14 protein-coding genes are annotated in these 17,799 nt (G+C 54.1%); 8 read left to right on the top strand and 6 right to left on the bottom strand.

The genetic code is table 11. The annotated features are described in order from the left end of the window. Positions 1-356 precede the first annotated feature (356 nt). The 7 genes from AC5DDB_RS18125 (at position 357) to AC5DDB_RS18095 (ending at position 6,093) form a co-directional block, all read left to right on the top strand. Positions 357-1,085, top strand: a complete 729-nt coding sequence (locus tag AC5DDB_RS18125) for a DUF1559 domain-containing protein (protein WP_491741159.1) — start codon at positions 357-359, stop codon at positions 1,083-1,085. A 20-nt stretch (positions 1,086-1,105) separates the two neighbouring features. Next, positions 1,106-1,882, top strand: a complete 777-nt coding sequence (locus tag AC5DDB_RS18120; RefSeq protein ID WP_491741158.1) for a DUF1559 family PulG-like putative transporter — start codon at positions 1,106-1,108, stop codon at positions 1,880-1,882. Between the two features lie 8 nt (positions 1,883-1,890). Continuing rightward, a complete protein-coding gene (locus AC5DDB_RS18115; protein WP_491741157.1) occupies positions 1,891-2,415 on the top strand; it encodes a GNAT family N-acetyltransferase in 525 nt (174 codons plus the stop codon). A 47-nt stretch (positions 2,416-2,462) separates the two neighbouring features. Then, entirely contained in the window at positions 2,463-3,851 is a 1,389-nt protein-coding gene (locus AC5DDB_RS18110) for an RtcB family protein (protein ID WP_491741156.1), read from the top strand. A gap of 141 nt (positions 3,852-3,992) precedes the next feature. Then, positions 3,993-4,937: a DUF3472 domain-containing protein gene (locus AC5DDB_RS18105; protein ID WP_491741155.1), complete on the top strand. Its 945-nt coding sequence runs from the start codon at positions 3,993-3,995 to the stop codon at positions 4,935-4,937. Beyond that, complete coding sequence (locus AC5DDB_RS18100) at positions 4,934-5,473, top strand: phosphonate degradation HD-domain oxygenase (protein ID WP_491741154.1); 540 nt, start codon at positions 4,934-4,936, stop codon at positions 5,471-5,473. Before AC5DDB_RS18105 ends, AC5DDB_RS18100 begins: the two co-directional genes overlap by 4 nt. 95 nt (positions 5,474-5,568) lie before the next feature. Next, positions 5,569-6,093, top strand: a complete 525-nt coding sequence (locus AC5DDB_RS18095; protein ID WP_491741153.1) for a hypothetical protein — start codon at positions 5,569-5,571, stop codon at positions 6,091-6,093. 88 nt (positions 6,094-6,181) lie between these two features. Here the strand turns inward: AC5DDB_RS18095 and AC5DDB_RS18090 are convergent, their stop codons facing one another. Next, on the bottom strand, positions 6,182-7,378 hold the full coding sequence (locus tag AC5DDB_RS18090; protein WP_491741152.1) for a 3-oxoacyl-ACP synthase III family protein: 1,197 nt from the start codon (positions 7,376-7,378) through the stop codon (positions 6,182-6,184). A gap of 615 nt (positions 7,379-7,993) precedes the next feature. Between AC5DDB_RS18090 and AC5DDB_RS18085 the strand changes: the two genes are divergently transcribed. Beyond that, a complete protein-coding gene (locus tag AC5DDB_RS18085) occupies positions 7,994-8,407 on the top strand; it encodes a hypothetical protein (RefSeq protein WP_491741151.1) in 414 nt (137 codons plus the stop codon). A gap of 5 nt (positions 8,408-8,412) precedes the next feature. On the opposite strand, the gene AC5DDB_RS18080 is transcribed toward AC5DDB_RS18085, so the two are convergent. From AC5DDB_RS18080 to AC5DDB_RS18060, 5 genes are all read right to left on the bottom strand, one after another. Further along, positions 8,413-9,249 carry a hypothetical protein gene (locus AC5DDB_RS18080; RefSeq protein WP_491741150.1) on the bottom strand — a complete coding sequence of 279 codons (837 nt, stop codon included), beginning with the start codon at positions 9,247-9,249 and terminating at the stop codon, positions 8,413-8,415. Between the two features lie 60 nt (positions 9,250-9,309). Further along, complete coding sequence (gene metK, locus AC5DDB_RS18075; RefSeq protein ID WP_491741149.1) at positions 9,310-10,503, bottom strand: methionine adenosyltransferase; 1,194 nt, start codon at positions 10,501-10,503, stop codon at positions 9,310-9,312. Between the two features lie 207 nt (positions 10,504-10,710). Next, complete coding sequence (locus AC5DDB_RS18070; RefSeq protein ID WP_491741148.1) at positions 10,711-12,039, bottom strand: 3-deoxy-D-manno-octulosonic acid transferase; 1,329 nt, start codon at positions 12,037-12,039, stop codon at positions 10,711-10,713. A 133-nt stretch (positions 12,040-12,172) separates the two neighbouring features. After that, complete coding sequence (gene secA, locus AC5DDB_RS18065; RefSeq protein ID WP_491741147.1) at positions 12,173-15,742, bottom strand: preprotein translocase subunit SecA; 3,570 nt, start codon at positions 15,740-15,742, stop codon at positions 12,173-12,175. A gap of 682 nt (positions 15,743-16,424) precedes the next feature. Beyond that, the gene (locus AC5DDB_RS18060) at positions 16,425-17,741 is read right to left on the bottom strand and encodes a DUF1501 domain-containing protein (protein ID WP_491741146.1); all 1,317 of its coding nucleotides are present in this window, start codon (positions 17,739-17,741) and stop codon (positions 16,425-16,427) included. Positions 17,742-17,799 lie beyond the last annotated feature (58 nt).

The raw sequence follows: 17,799 nt of genomic DNA, 5'->3' as shown, positions 1-17,799 counted from the left end.
GTTCTGTATCTTCTGCAAACCCAATGGCAGGGCCAAGCAGGATCGAGACCCAGACGATCGCCCAGCCGATGAGAACGCCGATTTGCGGTCGCAGGGACACCATTGAATTCTTTCCGCGAGATCAATGGCGGATTGTCAGCCAACTCGAATCGCCCGTACCCCAGAAATCGGCATAATCCGTACAAACTCTCTAGTTTTTCTCGTGTGGCCATTCCAGCGAGGGTCTCGTTGTCGAAAACTTCGCGCCCCAACTTTTTTCATTCGGCGAGATACCACATGATCAGAATATTGCGAGAGTTGTTATAGTAGGAGGACAGGAAGGCGAAGTCCGTCGTTTCTTTGTGTGGAGTTCTCGGATGTACAGTTCTCAATTCAAGTCACGTCGGGCCGGATTTACATTGCTAGAACTCTTGGTGGTCATTGCGATCCTCTTGATCCTGATTGCCTTGTTATTGCCTGCGACTCGACGGTCTCGGGAGGCGGCTCGGCGAACACAATGCCGGAACCATCTCAAGCAATTGGGACTTGCACTCCACAATTATCATGAGACTCATCAAGGTTTGCCAGCGGCTTACACGACCAATGACGAGGGCCAGCGGCTACACAGTTGGCGAACCTTACTTCTGCCGCAACTTGAGAATCAAACGTTGTATGATACGACCGATTTCTCGAAACCCTGGAACGATCCTGACAATAAACTAACACCGAATTTCGACGTTGGTTTCTTTCAGTGTCCTTCGACGAATCTATCGCCCGCATTCACTGGTTATTTGGGACTCGTTGGCAATTCTCATGTCTTCCATCCCGGACGGATTCGTGAGTTCTCTGAGATCACTGATGGTACCAGCACGACTGTGATGGTTACCGAATTAGACGTCAATACCACGGTGCCTTGGCGGTCTCCGCAAGACATCGATGGGATCGCCTTCGTAAGCCTGAATGAAGAAACCGAGACCGTACACTCAGGCGGCGTGGAAACGCTAATGGCGGACGGGGCCGTGCGGTTTATCAGTCTGAATTTGTCGCCCGAGATTCGCCAAGCACTGGCGACGATCGCTGCCGGTGACAAGGTTGAAGACTACTGAATCAGTGGTGGAGAAAACGGATGAGACGCTTTCAATTCCTCGCACGGCGACCACGTTCGGTTTCAACTTTACATGGCTTCACGATTTTGGAATTGATTGTCGTGCTGGCGATCATTGGTATCGTGTTCGCGTTACTGATTCCCGCGGTTTCCGATGCCCGTGAAGCGGCTCGACGAACGCAATGTCGGGGCTACTTCAAGCATCACTCGGTTGCACTACACAATTATTTGGACATCCACGGCGTCTTTCCGCCGGCGTACACCACCGACGAATATGGCAAACCATTACACAGTTGGCGAACATTGATTCTGCCCTTCTTTGAACAAGGCAATCTCTACGAATCTTTGGACCTTTCGAAGCCTTGGAATGATCCCGCCAACTCCGTTGCACCGAACTTGGATGTCCGGTACTACCGCTGTCCATCGCACGAAGAGGAACTTCCTGCGTTTCATACGACGTATCTGGGGATTGCAGGCCAGCACCATGCGTTTCACCCGACACGCGGGCGGACGATCGACGAATTCGGCGACCGCTTTGGCGACACAGGCATGGTGCTGGAAGTTGCGATCGACGACGCCGTGCATTGGATGTCCCCCCAAGATATCGACGGCAGCTATCTCACTGGGGTCACCGAGGAATTCAATTTCCCACACGATCAAGGTATGCATCTGGGGATTGTCGACGGGAGTTGTCGATTGTTGGGGGCCAAAACATCGATTGCCGAGACATCAGTTGCCGAGAGAAAAGCAATGGTAACAATTCCAGAATACTTAGACCCTCATCAATTATCGAAATAACGACCCCAATGACCGAACCAGACACGCCGACGTTACACAATGTCACGGTCTATTACCTTGAAATGTTAGCTCGCCCGCAGATTCAATTGGAACCACCATGCGATGGACTCAGCGTGATTCATGCCAAGTCTCCGTCGGTGGCGTATTATCGATTCCTGTATGATGCTGTCGGTGAAGACTATCGCTGGTTGAGTCGTCGCAAACTTTCCGATGAGGAACTTGCGAAGATCATTCAAGACCCACTCGACGAGATTCAGGTTTTGCATCTCGATGGCACACCGATCGGGTTCGCGGAACTGAGTCGACACGACCTGGGGAATGTCGAACTCGTGCAGTTCGGCTTAATCCCGAATTGGCATGGCCGCGGGATTGGTCCGTGGTTTTTGAAGTGGGTCATCGATCACGTTTGGAATCCATCGGTCCAGCGATTTTGGTTGCATACTTGCACCTTCGATCATCCCGCTGCGTTGCCGATGTACCAGAAAGCTGGGTTTGTCCTTTACGACGAGAAACAAATTCAACGGGAGTATTAATCACTCTCGCATGCCGAACCTGTCGCGGAAATTGATGTCTGGCTGTTATGAACAACAACCAAATTCGGAAACTTGGAGTCCCTGACGATTGTGTTGCGGCAGCGCTGACCGCAATTCAATCAGCGGCAAAAGCCGGCGAGTTGAAATCGCTGAACGTCAAGAAACTCCTGCGTGAAATCGTTGCAGCACCAGAGCAGCACACCGATCACCCTCACTTTGGTGCGTTGGCGTCCGCGATTATCGAGGATCGAGAATTCGAACCCGCCGAACCGATTGACTATCAAACGTGGGGCGAAGATATTGATCAGGCCGCTCACACACAGATGCACCAAGCGTGTTCGGTGCCCAGTGCCGTTGGGGCGGCGTTGATGCCGGATGCTCACGTCGGTTACGGTTTGCCGATCGGTGGGGTGTTGGCGACTGAGAACACGGTGATTCCGTATGCGGTGGGCGTCGATATCGCGTGCCGGATGAAGTTGTCGATTCTGGATATCCCGACTGAGACATTGAAAAGCAAATTCGAGGATTACCGAACCGCATTGGAAAAAGGCACGCGATTTGGCATCGGTGCAAAACATCAACGACCACAAGATCACGCCGTCATGGACGCGGACTGGTCGATCACGCGCGTGACCCGCGAGAACAAGGACAAGGCGTGGAAACAACTCGGCACATCCGGTAGTGGGAATCACTTTGCCGAGTTTGGCATCTTCACGCTGCCCGCTCGCGATGACGAACTGGACCTCGATGCCGGTGAGTATGTGGCGTTAATGACGCATAGCGGCAGTCGGGGAACTGGGGCATCGGTCTGTTCGACGTATTCTGCAATCGCGCAATCGCGGTTGCCCCGGAAGTACAATCATCTCGGCCGCCTCGCGTGGTTGGACCTCGGCTCGCAAGAGGGACAAGACTACTGGAACGCGATGAATTTGATGGGCGATTACGCGGCCGCCAATCACGACGTCATTCATCGGCTGGTTTCGAAGCTGCTTGGGGTGGAAATCATTAGTGGTGTGGAGAATCACCACAATTTCGCTTGGAAAGAAATTCACGACGGGAAAGAGGTGATTGTGCACCGCAAAGGGGCGACACCGGCTTCAAAAGGCGAACTCGGAGTTATTCCTGGCTCGATGGCCGACCCCGCATTTGTGGTTCGCGGAACCGGACACGCAGCTAGCTTGCGTTCGGCTTCGCACGGGGCCGGTCGACAGATGAGTCGCAAAAAAGCCAAGGCCAAATTCACCTTCGGTGCCGTCCGCAACGACTTGGAGAAGAAGGGGATTCACATCCTCTCAGCCGGTGCAGACGAAGTTCCCGGCGTCTACAAAGACATCAACACGGTCATGCAGCAACAGGCGGACCTGGTGGAAATCGTGGGGCGTTTCAATCCGCGAATCGTCAAAATGTGTGGCGATAACAGCCGGGCGGAAGATTGAACCGAAGTCACGATGAACGAGGAACCGGCACGATATTCCAGTGGGGAACTCAACTTTTCTGGCGCGGTGGACTAGACTGGGGCTGCTCTGATTGGAAGAGCGACCGTCTTTAGTTTGATAACTCGTTTTGGGAAGTCCAACGTGCTGATACGAGCTGTTCTCATAGCCCTTTTGTTCCTTCCGACAACTCTCGAGGCGGCGGATGATCCTTGTGCTCAGCCGTCACCTGAGGAAATGGCCGCCGACGTGGGCGTCAAGCTGCCCCGACGACCTTGGCATGTGGCTAACGTTTGGTGGGAACTGGCCGGTCCCACTCCCAAATTTCAATCGCTGGAAATGGATATCACGATCGATCGCGACGTGCCTGACTCCTACAACCTGTACATTTCGCCGTGTGGGATTGCTCAAATCAATGGATTGAAGTTCTACGGGGGCATTCAAACCAACATCAATGGTTGGCCCAGTAAAGAGGATCACACGCGAGTCCACCGAGGGCATGGTGCAATCTTTTCCCGCTGGTCGGCCGATGAGAAAACTCCGATCGGTCTCGATCACGTGCGAACTGCCGATAAAGATTGTCTCGTTGAGAGTGCCGGATACGAAGGCGAGTTCGCGAGTGTCCGCAGACCCTATGTGTGGAAGAAGGGCACCTACACGTGGAGTATCACTCGAGCGGAGACCATCTCGCACAAGGGCAAACCGGCCACTTGGTTCACCTGTTCGGTTCGGGACCACGCCGGTCGTGAGCCGGTCGAAGTCGGAAGTCTGTTGTTCGAAGGCGAAGACTTCACATTCTGGGGACGGCATTCAGCGTTTGTGGAAGTGTATTCGACGGCCAAAATTCCGAAGTCGAACATTCCCAAAGTCAACGTGACCTTTGGTTGGCCCCGAATCAATGGTCGCCCGATCGACCTGAAGAAAGCGACTGCGTTCTATCCGTCTGAGAGAAGTGGCGTAACCAGTTCCCCGGACTGTGCTGAAGTCGTAGCCGACGGCGAACATTGCCGCGTCGAAGTTGGGCCGATCTTCAAACGCGATGAATCCAAACGCCGTCATGAATTAAAGATTCAGCGTGAGACGCCATGATTGTCCAGCAAATCTTCCGGCTCTGGCATGAACGGGGAGACTCGCAGTACGGCCGCGAAGCTGTCACGCAACGCGAACATGCGTTGCAAACCGCAATGCTGGCCAGGGAAGCGGGGGCATCGCCGACACTTGTCGCAGCGGCGTTACTTCATGATATCGGGCATGTGTTGCACGCGTTGCCCGATGACGCCCCAGACAACGGCATAGACGATCGGCACGAGACCATCGGGGCGCGCTGGTTGCAACAGCACTTTGTTCCAGACGTTTGGCAACCGGTTGCTCTCCATGTGCCGGCGAAACGCTTCTTGTGCGGCGTCGATCGGGATTACTTTCAGCTTCTCAGTGAGCCATCGGTGCAGAGTTTGCATTTGCAAGGCGGACCCATGACAGCCGAGGAAATTGCTGTCTTCAAGCAAAATCCGTTCTCTGATGCTGCGGTTCAACTTCGTCGTTGGGACGACGCCGCCAAGGTTGTTGGTCTGGAAACGCCATCCGTCGAAGGTTTTCGCCCCGAGTTGGAAGCCACCCTTCTCTAGTGATGTCAAGACGGCTCGGTCTAGCGAGTTTTTTCGTTCGGTGGTAGACTCACGGAACACGAATTTCCCTTGTGAAACCTATCGAGGAGAGATGGATGACGACATCGAAGCCGAATACAAATCGCTTGCCGTGGATTGTCGCCGGGCTTGGTTTGGGGCTATGTATTTCTTGGATGTGGCCGCACGAGCCAATGCACGCTGCAACCGTCGACCGTGACGAAAAGTTCGCGATGATCACGGTGCCGGTGAAAGACGTGCAGTTTGCCGGTGTGAAAGATTCACTCGACGGCATTTTCGTATTGGACTTCTTGACCGGGCAATTGCGGGGAGCCGTCCTTGATCCTCGAACCGGACAGTTCACAACGGCTTATCTGCGATCGGTTGCTTCGGATTTCAATCTCGATCCCCAAGCGACTGCCCGATACGCCGTCACAACGGGCGTAGCCAACTTGCCGAATCAGGGACGCATTCAAATGTCGACTGGCGTGCTCTACGTTGGTGAACTCAACAGCGGCATGGTGATGGCCTACGGCTTCCCTTACAGCGACAGTCAACGAGCCGCAGCACCGATCCCATTGATTCCGTTGAACCAAGGCTTCCCGTTCCGCGAAGCTCAATAACGCTGACAAATTTCGACAATAAGAAAGCGGGATTCGCTGGGCGAGTCCCGCTTTTTCATTGGAGTTGCTGGAACGGTTTGGCAACGTATTACCAGCGGAACATCGCGGTGCCCCAGGTCAAACCGGCTCCGAATCCGCTGATGAGCAGGGAATCGCCTTGGCTGATGCGGCCTGCTTGGTAAACTTCATCGAGTGCCAACGGGATCGATGCCGCCGAGGTATTGCCGTAACTGGCGAGGTTATTGACGATCTTCTCTGGTGCAATTCCCAGCGTATCAGTCGCATGATTGAGAATTCGCACGTTGGCTTGATGAAGCAAGTAATAGTCGACGTCGTTGGCTTCCATCTGGCAACGATCGAGAATCAACTGAATCGTTTCCGTGAGAGCTTGAATCGCCCACTTGAACACGTTGCGACCATCCATTTGCAGGTACTGCTCACCGACGTTCAAGTCGGAGACGGTCATCGGTCGCGCGGTTCCGCCGGCGGGAACAGTCAGTAACGGTCCGCCACTGCCGTCGGCTCCAAGTTGGTAACACGTTAACCCTTGGTGATCGTCACCCTTTGCCAGCAAGACGGCACCCGCGGCATCGCCGAATAAGGGAGCCGTGCGTTGGTCATCGGGTTGTACGATGCGACTATTAACGTCGCCGCCCAACACCAAAGCCAGTTTGCTATTGCCCGAGGCCACATACTGAGCTGCCGTCACCAAGGCGTACACGAAACCCGAACAGGCGGCCTGCACATCGAATGCAGGGGCATCTAAACCGAGTGCGTTCTGCACGAGACATGCGGTGGAAGGGCACGGATAATCTGGCGTGAACGTGCCGACCACACACAAGTCGATATCTTTCGTCGAAACGCCCGCAGTTCGAATCGCCTGTTGAGCAGCCTCGACACACAGGTGACTCGTCGCCTGATGCGGTCCTGCATAGCGACGCGTAAGGATCCCGCTGCGTTGCTCGATCCAACCTTTCTCGAACCCGTATTGTTCTTCGAGTTCGGTGTTCGTAACGACTTTGTCGGGCACATAACTCCCGGTGCCGACAATTTGAACTCCCGTCAGCGACTGTGTTCGCGGACTGCTGCGAAACAGTTTTCGGCCGTCTTTTTTCGGCTTCTCGATCGGGACATTCGGGCGAATGTGCGGACCACCCGATCGATTCTTATGCAGATTGACCGTAGAGTCGGACGCAATCGCGACTTTGGTGGCAGTCGAATGGTTAACCGCCTCCGACTGGTCATCCAGTCGATTTGGCGGGAAATGAGGACTCGAATGCGGCATGGTTGAACAATTCCGCGGATGGATTCAGTCGAAGAGGGTTGGGATGATAAACGACGTACGAAGACGCCATTCATCATGCGTAGCGGAACCGTACAGAGACGGGCAATCGGCGATGGGTCGGTTCAATAAGCGTTTGAGGGGCCTAATAGTCGTAGCCATCGGATCGGTGTTCCCTACGTGTTCCGAGTGGAAGCGTCCAACTCTCGAAAATCCAGACGAGAATTCAACCGGACGCTGTCAACGGTTCGGAGTATACCGGCTTTACCCTAGAAGAACTAGCGAGAAAATCCTCTTGAAACCGGCTTGCAATCAAATGTATTAACACGAACGGGTTCTTCGGGTTGGAAACGAAAGTCAATTTAGAGAGTTTTGGCAAGCAATTTCCTGTTTCGCCTGACGACGCCCGACCAATCAGCAGGGAGAATGATTCCACCACAAATGCCGACGACGAAAACATCATGCGTTTGAAATGGCCGGTTGGCTTGGTTTTCCCTCGGTTTTTCATTACATGTCGGTGCGGCTCGTACCAAAGCCAGCGATTCTGAAGCGTGGCGGTTTTTGCCTCGTCAAGCTTGGGACATAGAAGACCGCAGCACGGTCTAAGACAAGGGTTCAATGAGTTGTCACCGTATTCGTCTGCGTGGGCCGTGGAATCTCGTGGTCCATGATCAAGAGGCTCAATCGGAACAACGAGTCAGCGTTCCGGACAGCTGGCAGAATCTTTTGGGAACCACGCGTGGCGTGATTTGTCTTTCGCGTCGGTTTAATTGTCCGACGCGGTTAGGCGATGACGATCAAGTTTGCCTTGTGCTTTCGCCCATCCCGTTCGAAACAGTGCGATTGTTACTGAACGAGCAGGAGATCGTTCTGAAATCCGCTTTATCTGAAGCAATCCGATTCGACGTGACCCAGCTGCTACAACCCAATAACAGATTCGTGATGGAACTGACGATTCCGGAAGACAGGTTGCAATCAGATTATGGTGACTTCGAAGGTGTCACGATCGAGATCCAATCCCAAGACGATTGAACCGTTCACGCAACGTGTTTGGTTGCGGGAGTGATTTCCCCTGCGATTGTATACTCGAGCCGAACGCGAGTTGTTCCGTCCGTGGCAGGGCGACGCACTTCCAGGCGAACACCGTAAGGGTGGACGGAACTCACAGCAACGTCGGCCATCTCATCACCGAGGACCGCACATTCCGTTTCGGGTAAGTGGTCCATCGGCGGGCAAATCGGAATATGCAACGCGACTTTCCGCTGGTTCGGTTGGAAGTCCACCGTTAGCACGCCTTGGAGCACATCCCAGCCGGTTTCATCTTCGAACAGATGCCGACGCGTCATTTCATGGAATAGCTCGTCGTCTTCGTCTGGGGTGGTCAAATCGGTGGCGACTTTGAGAGCCGGCTGTTCCAGCGAAAGCGGGTTGCAAGTGGCGTCGGCGGAAAACTCGCGAACCATTTCGGCCAGCACATCAGGACGAATGCGAGTCACTGCCCACCCAACCGCCCCGACTGTAATGGCTTGAACCGTCAAGAAAGCAATCGTTGCCACCGAGGGCGAAACCAGCAGCAACCAGCCGACGATCATTGCCGGAGAGAGATGGAGAGCGGTCGACTGCCAAAACGTGTCAGAGTCTTGGTTCTCGTCACGAGTGAGTTGACCGAGCGTGACCGATAATAACACCAAAACGCTGATGCCACTGGCCACGAAACAGATCGCAGCGTCGGCCATTCCCTCCGAAAACGCACCAGCCAGACGGCGACACGCGAGGACGCACACGATTACTGCTGGTCCGAACCAAAGGCCGTTCGCGGCCAATTGGACCCAATCCCGCCGAGATTCCGGCAACACAGACGCCATCCCAAGCATCGTGCTCATTCCTTGACTGAAAGGCCCCGGAAATCATTCTCCGGGGCGCGGTGAAAAAATCTACACGGTTGCGGGCTGCACTTTCGGTACCTCGGCACCTAACCCAGCAGCCGTGCGAAGATCGGACGCTTTGTCGGTGTGTTCCCAACTGAAGTCGCTGTCGCTGCGACCGAAATGCCCACCGGCGGCGGTTTTTCGGAAGATCGGACGACGAAGTTGGAGGTGATTGATGATTCCCTGTGGAGTCAACGGGAAGATTTCACGGATGACCTTGGCGATTTGATCGTCGCCGACCACACCCGTTCCGTTGGTTTCCACATGAACGCTGACCGGTTCGGCCACACCGATGGCGTAGGCCAGTTGAACTTCACATTCCGTTGCCAATCCGGCGGCGACAACATTCTTGGCCACATACCGTGCCATATAAGCGGCGGATCGGTCGACTTTGGTCGAGTCTTTGCCGCTGAATGCTCCACCACCGTGCCGACCCCAACCACCGTATGTGTCGACAATGATTTTTCGTCCGGTCAAGCCGCAGTCCCCGTGCGGTCCACCGACCACGAAGTTGCCCGTCGGATTGATGTGGTATTTCACGTTTGCGGAAAGCATGTTGGCCGGAATCGAGGGCTTCACGACTTCCTCGATGACGAACTCATGAATCTCTTTCTGAGATACCGACTCCCGGTGCTGCGTGGAAACCACCACAGCCGATACCGCCACAGGTTTGGTCCCTTCGTAATTCACAGTGACTTGGCTTTTGCTATCAGGGCGAAGCCAGTCCACTTTCTTTTCTTTGCGAAGCTCGGTGATGCGGTTGATAATGCGATGCGACAACGCGATCGGCAACGGCATCAGTTCTTCGGTCTGCGTGCATGCGTAACCGAACATCAAGCCTTGGTCGCCGGCACCATCGGCATCCACGCCTTGGGCAATATCCGCACTTTGGCTGTGAAGGGCGACTTGCACTTTGCAAGTATCGGCATCGAATCCGATGTCGGAATCGTTCTCGTCTTCCTTGACATATCCGATGTCGCGAATGACTTCCCGAGCGATTTTTTCGTAGTCGACTTCCGTGTTCGAACGGATCTCACCGGCAAGCACGACGAGATCGGTAGTGCAAAGGGTTTCACAAGCCACACGCGACTGCGGGTCGCCAGCCAACAGAGCATCGAGAACACCGTCGGAAATTTGATCCGAAACCTTGTCCGGGTGGCCCATGCTGACCGATTCACTCGTGAACGCATACTGGGACATCCAAAACTCCTACTCTTTTGCCAATTCAATATCAGTTTGAAAAGAAGACCTGTCGGTGTGGACCGCCGCCTTCAAATTCCCGGAACGACGGACCTTCACACCACTTGTGAGGGATTGTGCCGACGCCGATGCTCGATCTTTACGAATAAACCTAGGAAATTCTAGGCCTCTCGGCGATTTGGCACAAGATGAGCAGACTTTTCTCCTTTACGCTGCTGTCGAGTGACCGCACCTCTTCGGACCGTCCAATAATGGCAGTAAGAGCTCACAAGTCCGAGTTGTGGCACCTTGTTGTGTGAGGACTAATTGTTGTGCACGCCGACCCATTTCCCGAGCTTCTGCCGGGTTCTGCAACCAACCTGTAATAACGGCTTGAAGTTCGTCGGCATTTTGAGCAACGCGGATCGCATCTCCCGTAATCAGCAGGTCGACAACGCTGCGAAAATTCTTAGTGTCTGGACCGACGACAACCGCCGCTCCGTAACCGGCTGGTTCGATCATGTTCTGCCCGCCGCGTCCGACGGATAAAGTCCCGCCAACAAACGCGAGGTCCACGAACCCCCAGCAAGCATTCAGCTCGCCAAGTGTATCGACCAACACAACGGGAGTTTCATCGGTTTGAGCCAGCGAACTCGTACGGGCGTCGCGAACAACACTCCGACGGACCAATGGCAATCCGAATCTTTTGACTAGGTTTGCAACGTCCTCGAAGCGTTCCTGATGTCGAGGAACCAAAACCAATCGCAAATTGGGAAACGTTTCTCGGAGTTCAAGCCAAATTCGAATTGCGACTTCTTCCTCAGGGGACTGTGTGCTGCCGGCAAGGAACACGATTTCGTCGGTCTTCAGTCCCAGCGATTCTCGGATGGAGTGCGTTAGCGAATTATTGCGGTCCGTTTTGACGCCATCGAACTTAACCGAGCCGGTCACATGCACGACATCCTCTGGTGCACCCAGTGCAATTAGGCGTTCGGCGTATGTGTCATCTTGGACGGCAAGCAATTCGAAACGTGCGAACAAGCGTTGCATTAAAACACGGATACGTCTGTAACCCCGGAAACTCTTCTCGCTGATTCTCCCATTGATCAACGCCAACGGAACCTGCATGGCCGAAGCAGTCCGAATAAAGTTCGGCCACAGTTCCAGTTCGACTAACACGATCGCTGACGGTTGAATTCGTCGAATCGCCCGCCGCACCGACCAGGTGAAATCAAGGGGAAAGTAGCAGACAGTATGCTGCGGAAATTGTTCCCGCGCGACGGAATGGCCGGTTGAAGTTGTAGTCGAAATTACAATGTCGACGTCGGGATGCCGGGTGAGTAGTTGTTGGAGAACTGTCCGCAACTGCAGGACTTCGCCAACGCTCACCGCGTGAAACCAGAGGCACTCCCGAGTCGATGTTCGGGACGGCAAACTACCCCAAAGTTTTTGGCTCCAACCGTCGCGGTATTTCCCCGTGCGAAATCGTTTCCACAAGATCACAGGAGCGATACAAATCGCCAAAACCGAATAGATGCCGTTCAGCAACCAACCCATCGGGCATCCTTTCCCGCCTGTGCAAAATTGAAATCGCAGGGACTATTTCGTCTCGCTGCGAATTCGTTGTTGCACGTACTCCTTTGGGACAAGCATTCGAGATTCGAGGACCGCAATCCTGTCGTCTCGTCTGCTACATGGCTCCGTGACACTTCTTGTATTTCTTGCCGCTGCCACACGGACATGGATCGTTACGACCGACTTTGTCGCCACGATTCACGATGGGATCCACGACTTGTGATTCCTGACCTGGCAGCGGGCCTTCTTCGGTTGGCTGACCGCCCTGTTGTTGCGGTTGGGGGGCAGCGGCGTGCGTGGTTCCCGTGATGGTCCACAATGAACCGACAAACTCGGGGCTTTGCTTCTCGAGTCGGAAGATTGCCTGCGTGACTTGCTGACCAATACGGTCCCAAACGCCAGCGAAAGCAGTGCGGCCTTGTCGTTTGTACTCGACCTTGGGGTCCTTCTGGGCGTAACTTTCCAGACCGATTGTGGACCGCAGATGGTCCATGTAATACAAGTGATCCTTCCAAGACTGATCAAGCACCTCGAGCAACAACGAACGTTCCGCCTGGGCAATTTCCGGGCGATACCGTTTCTCGATACCTTCCCACAACCGAATGCGGGCTTCTTCTTTGCTCAGAGTTTCCAGCTCGGATCGCTCGATATCCACATCGAGTTTGTCATCCGCGAAACTGGAGAGCTTGAGCAACGCGTTTTTATCGATCGGGTGACCGTTGCGTTCTTCTTTGCCGCCAAAACCGTAGGCTTCGTCCAACAACGCTTCGAGTTCGTCACGGATCTCCGGATCGATCATGTACGCCCGGCTGCGTTCGGTGAGGATTTTCTCAATATCCGCCCGAGATTTGCCCTGGAGTTGTTCCGGGTCGATGCTGGATTCAAACCGATCCGAAGCCCACTGCACGAGTCGTTCCCGAGCGACTTTTTCGCCACCGGTCTGCTGCGGAGTCTCCGGCAGAAAGTTCGTCATCCCGACCGCAACAGGGAATGTCACTTCCTTTTCGCGATAGAGGGCACGAATTCTGTCGTGGACCAATGTCGTTGCTTCATGAACTTCGAGACCGTCGAATTCACTCGGGTCAATCTGCACGGTGAATTGTTGATTCAACCACCCGGACAGTGCTTTTCGCGGGTAGTCTTCGGCGAGAAACTCATCAGCCAAGCTGAAATCGAGTTTGGCGATGACTTCATTCGCCCGGTCCATCAGATAGCGGAAGATGTCATCCCGACCGATTTTCTTGAGTTCGCGGTCGTTCGTGTTCAATCCCCAATGACGATTGGCCCACTTCGACAACGCGGTCCAATTCCACTCGCGTTCGTTCTCCTCGCCGCCGGGAAGGTTCTCGTCGATTTGGTCTTGGAGGAGTTCTTCGCTTTGTCGTTGTGCTTGATCACGAAGGAAGTCGTCAAGCTGTTCGCGATCCATCCCTCGAACCTCGTTCGGTTCGACGAGGATCCCAAAGGCTTGTCCGACCCAACTGGCGATCGACTCCCAACGATACATATCGTCGAGAAACTCCGGGACCCATTTCTCGACCTGTTGGTCGACCATGTCAAGAATCAAGCCACGACAATTTTCGCCATCGAGAATGCGTTGGCGGTAGGAATAAACCCGCTTCCGCTGGTCATCCATCACTTCGTCGTATTCGAGTAAGTTCTTCCGAATATCGAAGTTGCGCTCTTCAACCTTCTTCTGAGCGCCTTCGATCCGCTTATTGACGAAGCGGTTTTCGATCGACTCGCCTTTTTCCATCCCCAATCGTTGAAGGACGTTCTTGACCCAGTCGCCCGCGAAAATCCGCATCAGGTCGTCTTCGAGCGACAGATAGAACCGGCTACTACCGGGATCACCCTGTCGACCGGATCGACCGCGAAGTTGTAAGTCGATCCGCCGCGATTCGTGTCGTTCGGTACCAATCACATGGAGACCGCCAACCTCGGCGACCTTTTTGCCTTCCTCTTCCATGCCTTCTTCTTTGGCGATGCGTCTGCTGGTTTCCTCCCAGACCGCTTTCGGCACATCGATTCGGCTTTCGTAGGTATGTTTGAGCTCATCCCACGCCATGTGTTCCGGGTTACCACCGAGGATAATGTCGGTCCCCCGACCGGCCATGTTCGTCGCGATGGTGACGGCCCCCCAACGACCACCTTGAGCCACAATTTCCGCTTCTCGCTCGACATGTTTCGCGTTAAGTACGTTGTGCTTGATGCCCGCGCGATCGAGTTTTCGAGAGAGCAATTCGGAATTCTCGATCGACACTGTCCCGACCAATATCGGGCGACCAGTTTTGTGAACCTCTTTGATCTCGTTGATGACCGCATCCCACTTTTCTTCTTCCGTACAGAAGATGACGTCGGGATGCTCGATTCGTTGGAGTGGTCGGTTCGTCGGAATGCTGACCACATCAAGCTTGTAGACTTTCCAGAACTCGGATGCTTCCGTCATCGCGGTCCCGGTCATACCGCCAAGCTTTTTGTAGAGCTTGAAGAAGTTCTGCAGCGTGATTGTCGCGAGTGTTTGGTTCTCGCTTTTGATCTTCACGCCTTCTTTCGCTTCGACGGCTTGATGGAGACCGTCGCTCCACTGTCGCCCTTCCATCGCCCGGCCGGTATGTTCGTCGACGATGATGATTTCCTGCCCTCGCACCATGTAGTTCACATCTTTTTTATAAAGATGATGAGCCTTGAGCGAGTTGTCGATCAGGTGGGGCCACTCCATGTTGCCAGCAGAGTAGAAACTGTCACCTTCTTTGATGTAGCCATGTTTGGCGGCGAGTTGTTCGGCGTAATGCACACCGTCTTCGGTCAAGTGACAACTGTGTTCTTTTTCTTTGACTTCGAAGTGCTCGTCGCGTTTGAGTTCCCGTGCAAGTCGGTCTGCTTTGGAGTACTTAGTGATGTCATCGTGCGCGGGACCGGAAATAATCAGCGGCGTCCGGGCTTCATCGATTAGGATGTTGTCGATTTCATCGATGACCGCAAAGTCAAGTGGGCCTTGCGCTTGCAATGCCTTTGTCGGTTTCATGTTATCGCGGAGATAATCGAAACCGAACTCGTTGTTTGTCCCGTAGGTGATATCGCAGGCGTACGCTTTTTGCCGCTCTGAGGAATTCATGTTGGACTGAATTGCCCCAACCGTCACTCCCAGACCGTTGTACAGGGGAGCCATCCACTCCATATCGCGACGGGCGAGGTAATCGTTGACGGTAATAACATGCACATGCCCCGCGAGTGCATTGAGATACGTCGGCAACGTGGCGACGAGGGTTTTCCCTTCCCCAGTCACCATTTCGGCGATCATCCCGCGGTGGAGAATCACACCCCCGACGATTTGCACATCGTAGTGTCGCATTTTCAGGAAGCGAATACCGGCTTCCCGAACCGCGGCGAACACTTCCGGCAGAAGGTCGTCGAGCGTTTCGCCCTTGGCGAGTCGGGCACGAAACTTCTCGGCTGACTGCCGAAGTTCCTCGTCGGATAGCTTCTGGAATTGTGGCTCAAACTGATTAACTTGGTCGAGAATGGAGCCGGGAACGATCTCGACGTTGCCGTCTTTATCGCGTTTATAGCCGATATCTCCGACTCGACGTTCGTTGGACGACCCAAACATGCGGGTGATGGCCCGCTCGACTTTGGCGGTTCCGGCGGTGAAAACGTCGCTGACGGTATCAAAAAATGACATGGCCTAGACTTTGCCTGAAGAATCGAATCCCTGATCGTAGCAATCTACTCGGGTTTTCCGCCCAAAATTCGGTCCGGTAGCCCGCAATCTTCCCGCAGTTTAACTGAAATGACTATTCGTTGTCACCGCAGGTTTCTTGACAACTGCTTAAGACGAGTTTTTTTGATGGGCCGTTTCAGAGAGTTTATGCGTGATGCGGCAAACTGGTCAATGTGTGATGCCAACGGAAAAACCCACCGACGTTCGCCGGCGGGTTCTGTGGTTGTTGTGGAGTTCGCATGTGCGATTGTGCATTTGTGAGATTGCAAAGAACACAAACGATCACAAAGAACGAAGTTGTGTGCCACTGTAGGAAACTGGATGTATTTAAGACAATATTACGTTACATTCAATGCGGTTAACACTTGGGTGGCATGCCCACCGTTTGGGGTGGGCATGGGCCAGTGATGTTTGAATGTCCAATCATGCCCACATAAAACCGTGGGCATGCCACCCACGACGCTAAATCGATGCAATTTCCTGCACTACTGGCTTGCCTAGCAGTGCGAGTGACCAGCCGTCCGGGAGTCGCTAGAAGCACTGCTGGACAAGCCAGCAGTGGCACATAATGACGCCGACAGTGACACCCGTTGACGCTAACAAATGCGAAAGCGCACGGGTGATAACCCGGTGCTGGATCGCTCTAGATCAACTCGTGAATGAGTTCCCGATTGTCGACCAGGTATTGTGGACGGCCGTTCGGGTCCATGAGGGTCGTATTGTGAGTGTCGATACCGAGTAAGTGGTAGACTGTATGGAAAATGTGTTGCAAATGCACCGGCCGGTCTTGCGGTTCCTCACCCAGCCGGTTTGTGGAGCCGATCGCTTGTCCGTGTTGCAAACCACCGCCAGCGAGGAAGAAGAACGCTGCTCGCGGCCAGTGATCACGACCGGCGTTGCCGTTGATGCGGGGTGTCCGGCCGAATTCACCAGACATCATGATGAGGGTATCGTCGAGCTGGCCATGAGCGTCGAGATCTTCAATCAGAGCGGTCAGTGCACGGCTCAAGGCGGGCAGTTGTTCACGCATCCGGTCGAAGTTCTGTCCGTGAGTGTCCCACCCGCCCCAGGAGAACGAAACACATCGCACGCCAGCGTCGATCAGGCGACGTGAAACTAGGAATCGTTCGTTGTCGCGACGTCGTCGATTGTTGCGATCGTTAATTCCATAGCGATCGATGGCACGGGGGTCGGCTTTCTTTAAGTCCAATGCATCATAGAGTTTACCTGAGGTGACGATGCCAACCGCTCGTTCGGTAAAACTGTCCATCGCTTCCATCATCCCGCTGCCGTCGACATCCCGTCGCAAGCGATCCAACTCGCCAAGCAACGATTGACGACCACTCAAACGATCGAGACTCACACTTCGGTTGAGTTGCAAATTTGAGCGTCCGGTGCTGTCCGGTCGGTAAGCATCGTTGACTTGTCCCAAAAAGCCTGGCTTTGTCCAGCCGGTGAGGTCAACGGCGGTCGGGGCGGTACCGTGTGGGGTGGTCTGTGATGGGCCCATCAGTTTGGACATCACTGCACTAATCCCCGGACGTCCGCCGAGCGAATCGAGATCGCGTTGTCGCCAACCGGATTCAGATTGCTTCGGGTTGTGCTCGTTGTTCATACCGTCGACCGAACGGATGACGGAAAACTTATCGCCGACAGTCGCCAAGTCCGTCATGAGTTCGCAAATGTCGAGCCCAGGGGAATTCGTCGCAATCGGGGAGAATTCGCCGCGGAATTCTTTCGGGGCCTGTGGTTTCAAATCGAACGTGTCCATGTGGGTTGGACCGCCCGAAAGATAGATATTGATAATCGATTTTCCGGTCGCCTTCGCACCGGCTGCCGCTTCGGCTTGCAACAGTTTGGGAAGAGTCAGACCCCCCAGGGCAAGTCCACCGATTTTCAGAAATCCCCGTCGCGAGATTCCATCACAGAATTGTTGTTGGCCACTGAAGAAATCCCACATGGTTGCGCTCCGGAAGAGGAAAATGCGACTCAAACAACCAAATTCGGTGGTAATGTTG

Source organism: Thalassoroseus sp. (assembly GCF_984380535.1).
Note: the sequence above shows the minus strand (reverse complement) of the source record. Positions and strands in the feature narration are given on the sequence as shown.

Excerpts from the sequence above, each read along its gene's own strand:
- AC5DDB_RS18085 (WP_491741151.1), top strand. The coding sequence starts at position 7,994 with ATGAGTTGTCACCGTATTCGTCTGCGTGGGCCGTGGAATCTCGTGGTC.
- AC5DDB_RS18125 (WP_491741159.1), top strand. The coding sequence starts at position 357 with ATGTACAGTTCTCAATTCAAGTCACGTCGGGCCGGATTTACATTGCTA.
- AC5DDB_RS18090 (WP_491741152.1), bottom strand. The coding sequence starts at position 7,378 with ATGCCGCATTCGAGTCCTCATTTCCCGCCAAATCGACTGGATGACCAG.
- AC5DDB_RS18120 (WP_491741158.1), top strand. The coding sequence starts at position 1,106 with ATGAGACGCTTTCAATTCCTCGCACGGCGACCACGTTCGGTTTCAACT.
- AC5DDB_RS18100 (WP_491741154.1), top strand. The coding sequence starts at position 4,934 with ATGATTGTCCAGCAAATCTTCCGGCTCTGGCATGAACGGGGAGACTCG.
- AC5DDB_RS18080 (WP_491741150.1), bottom strand. The coding sequence starts at position 9,249 with ATGCTTGGGATGGCGTCTGTGTTGCCGGAATCTCGGCGGGATTGGGTC.
- AC5DDB_RS18060 (WP_491741146.1), bottom strand. The coding sequence starts at position 17,741 with ATGTGGGATTTCTTCAGTGGCCAACAACAATTCTGTGATGGAATCTCG.
- AC5DDB_RS18115 (WP_491741157.1), top strand. The coding sequence starts at position 1,891 with ATGACCGAACCAGACACGCCGACGTTACACAATGTCACGGTCTATTAC.
- AC5DDB_RS18070 (WP_491741148.1), bottom strand. The coding sequence starts at position 12,039 with ATGGGTTGGTTGCTGAACGGCATCTATTCGGTTTTGGCGATTTGTATC.
- metK (WP_491741149.1), bottom strand. The coding sequence starts at position 10,503 with ATGTCCCAGTATGCGTTCACGAGTGAATCGGTCAGCATGGGCCACCCG.
- AC5DDB_RS18110 (WP_491741156.1), top strand. The coding sequence starts at position 2,463 with ATGAACAACAACCAAATTCGGAAACTTGGAGTCCCTGACGATTGTGTT.
- AC5DDB_RS18095 (WP_491741153.1), top strand. The coding sequence starts at position 5,569 with ATGACGACATCGAAGCCGAATACAAATCGCTTGCCGTGGATTGTCGCC.
- secA (WP_491741147.1), bottom strand. The coding sequence starts at position 15,742 with ATGTCATTTTTTGATACCGTCAGCGACGTTTTCACCGCCGGAACCGCC.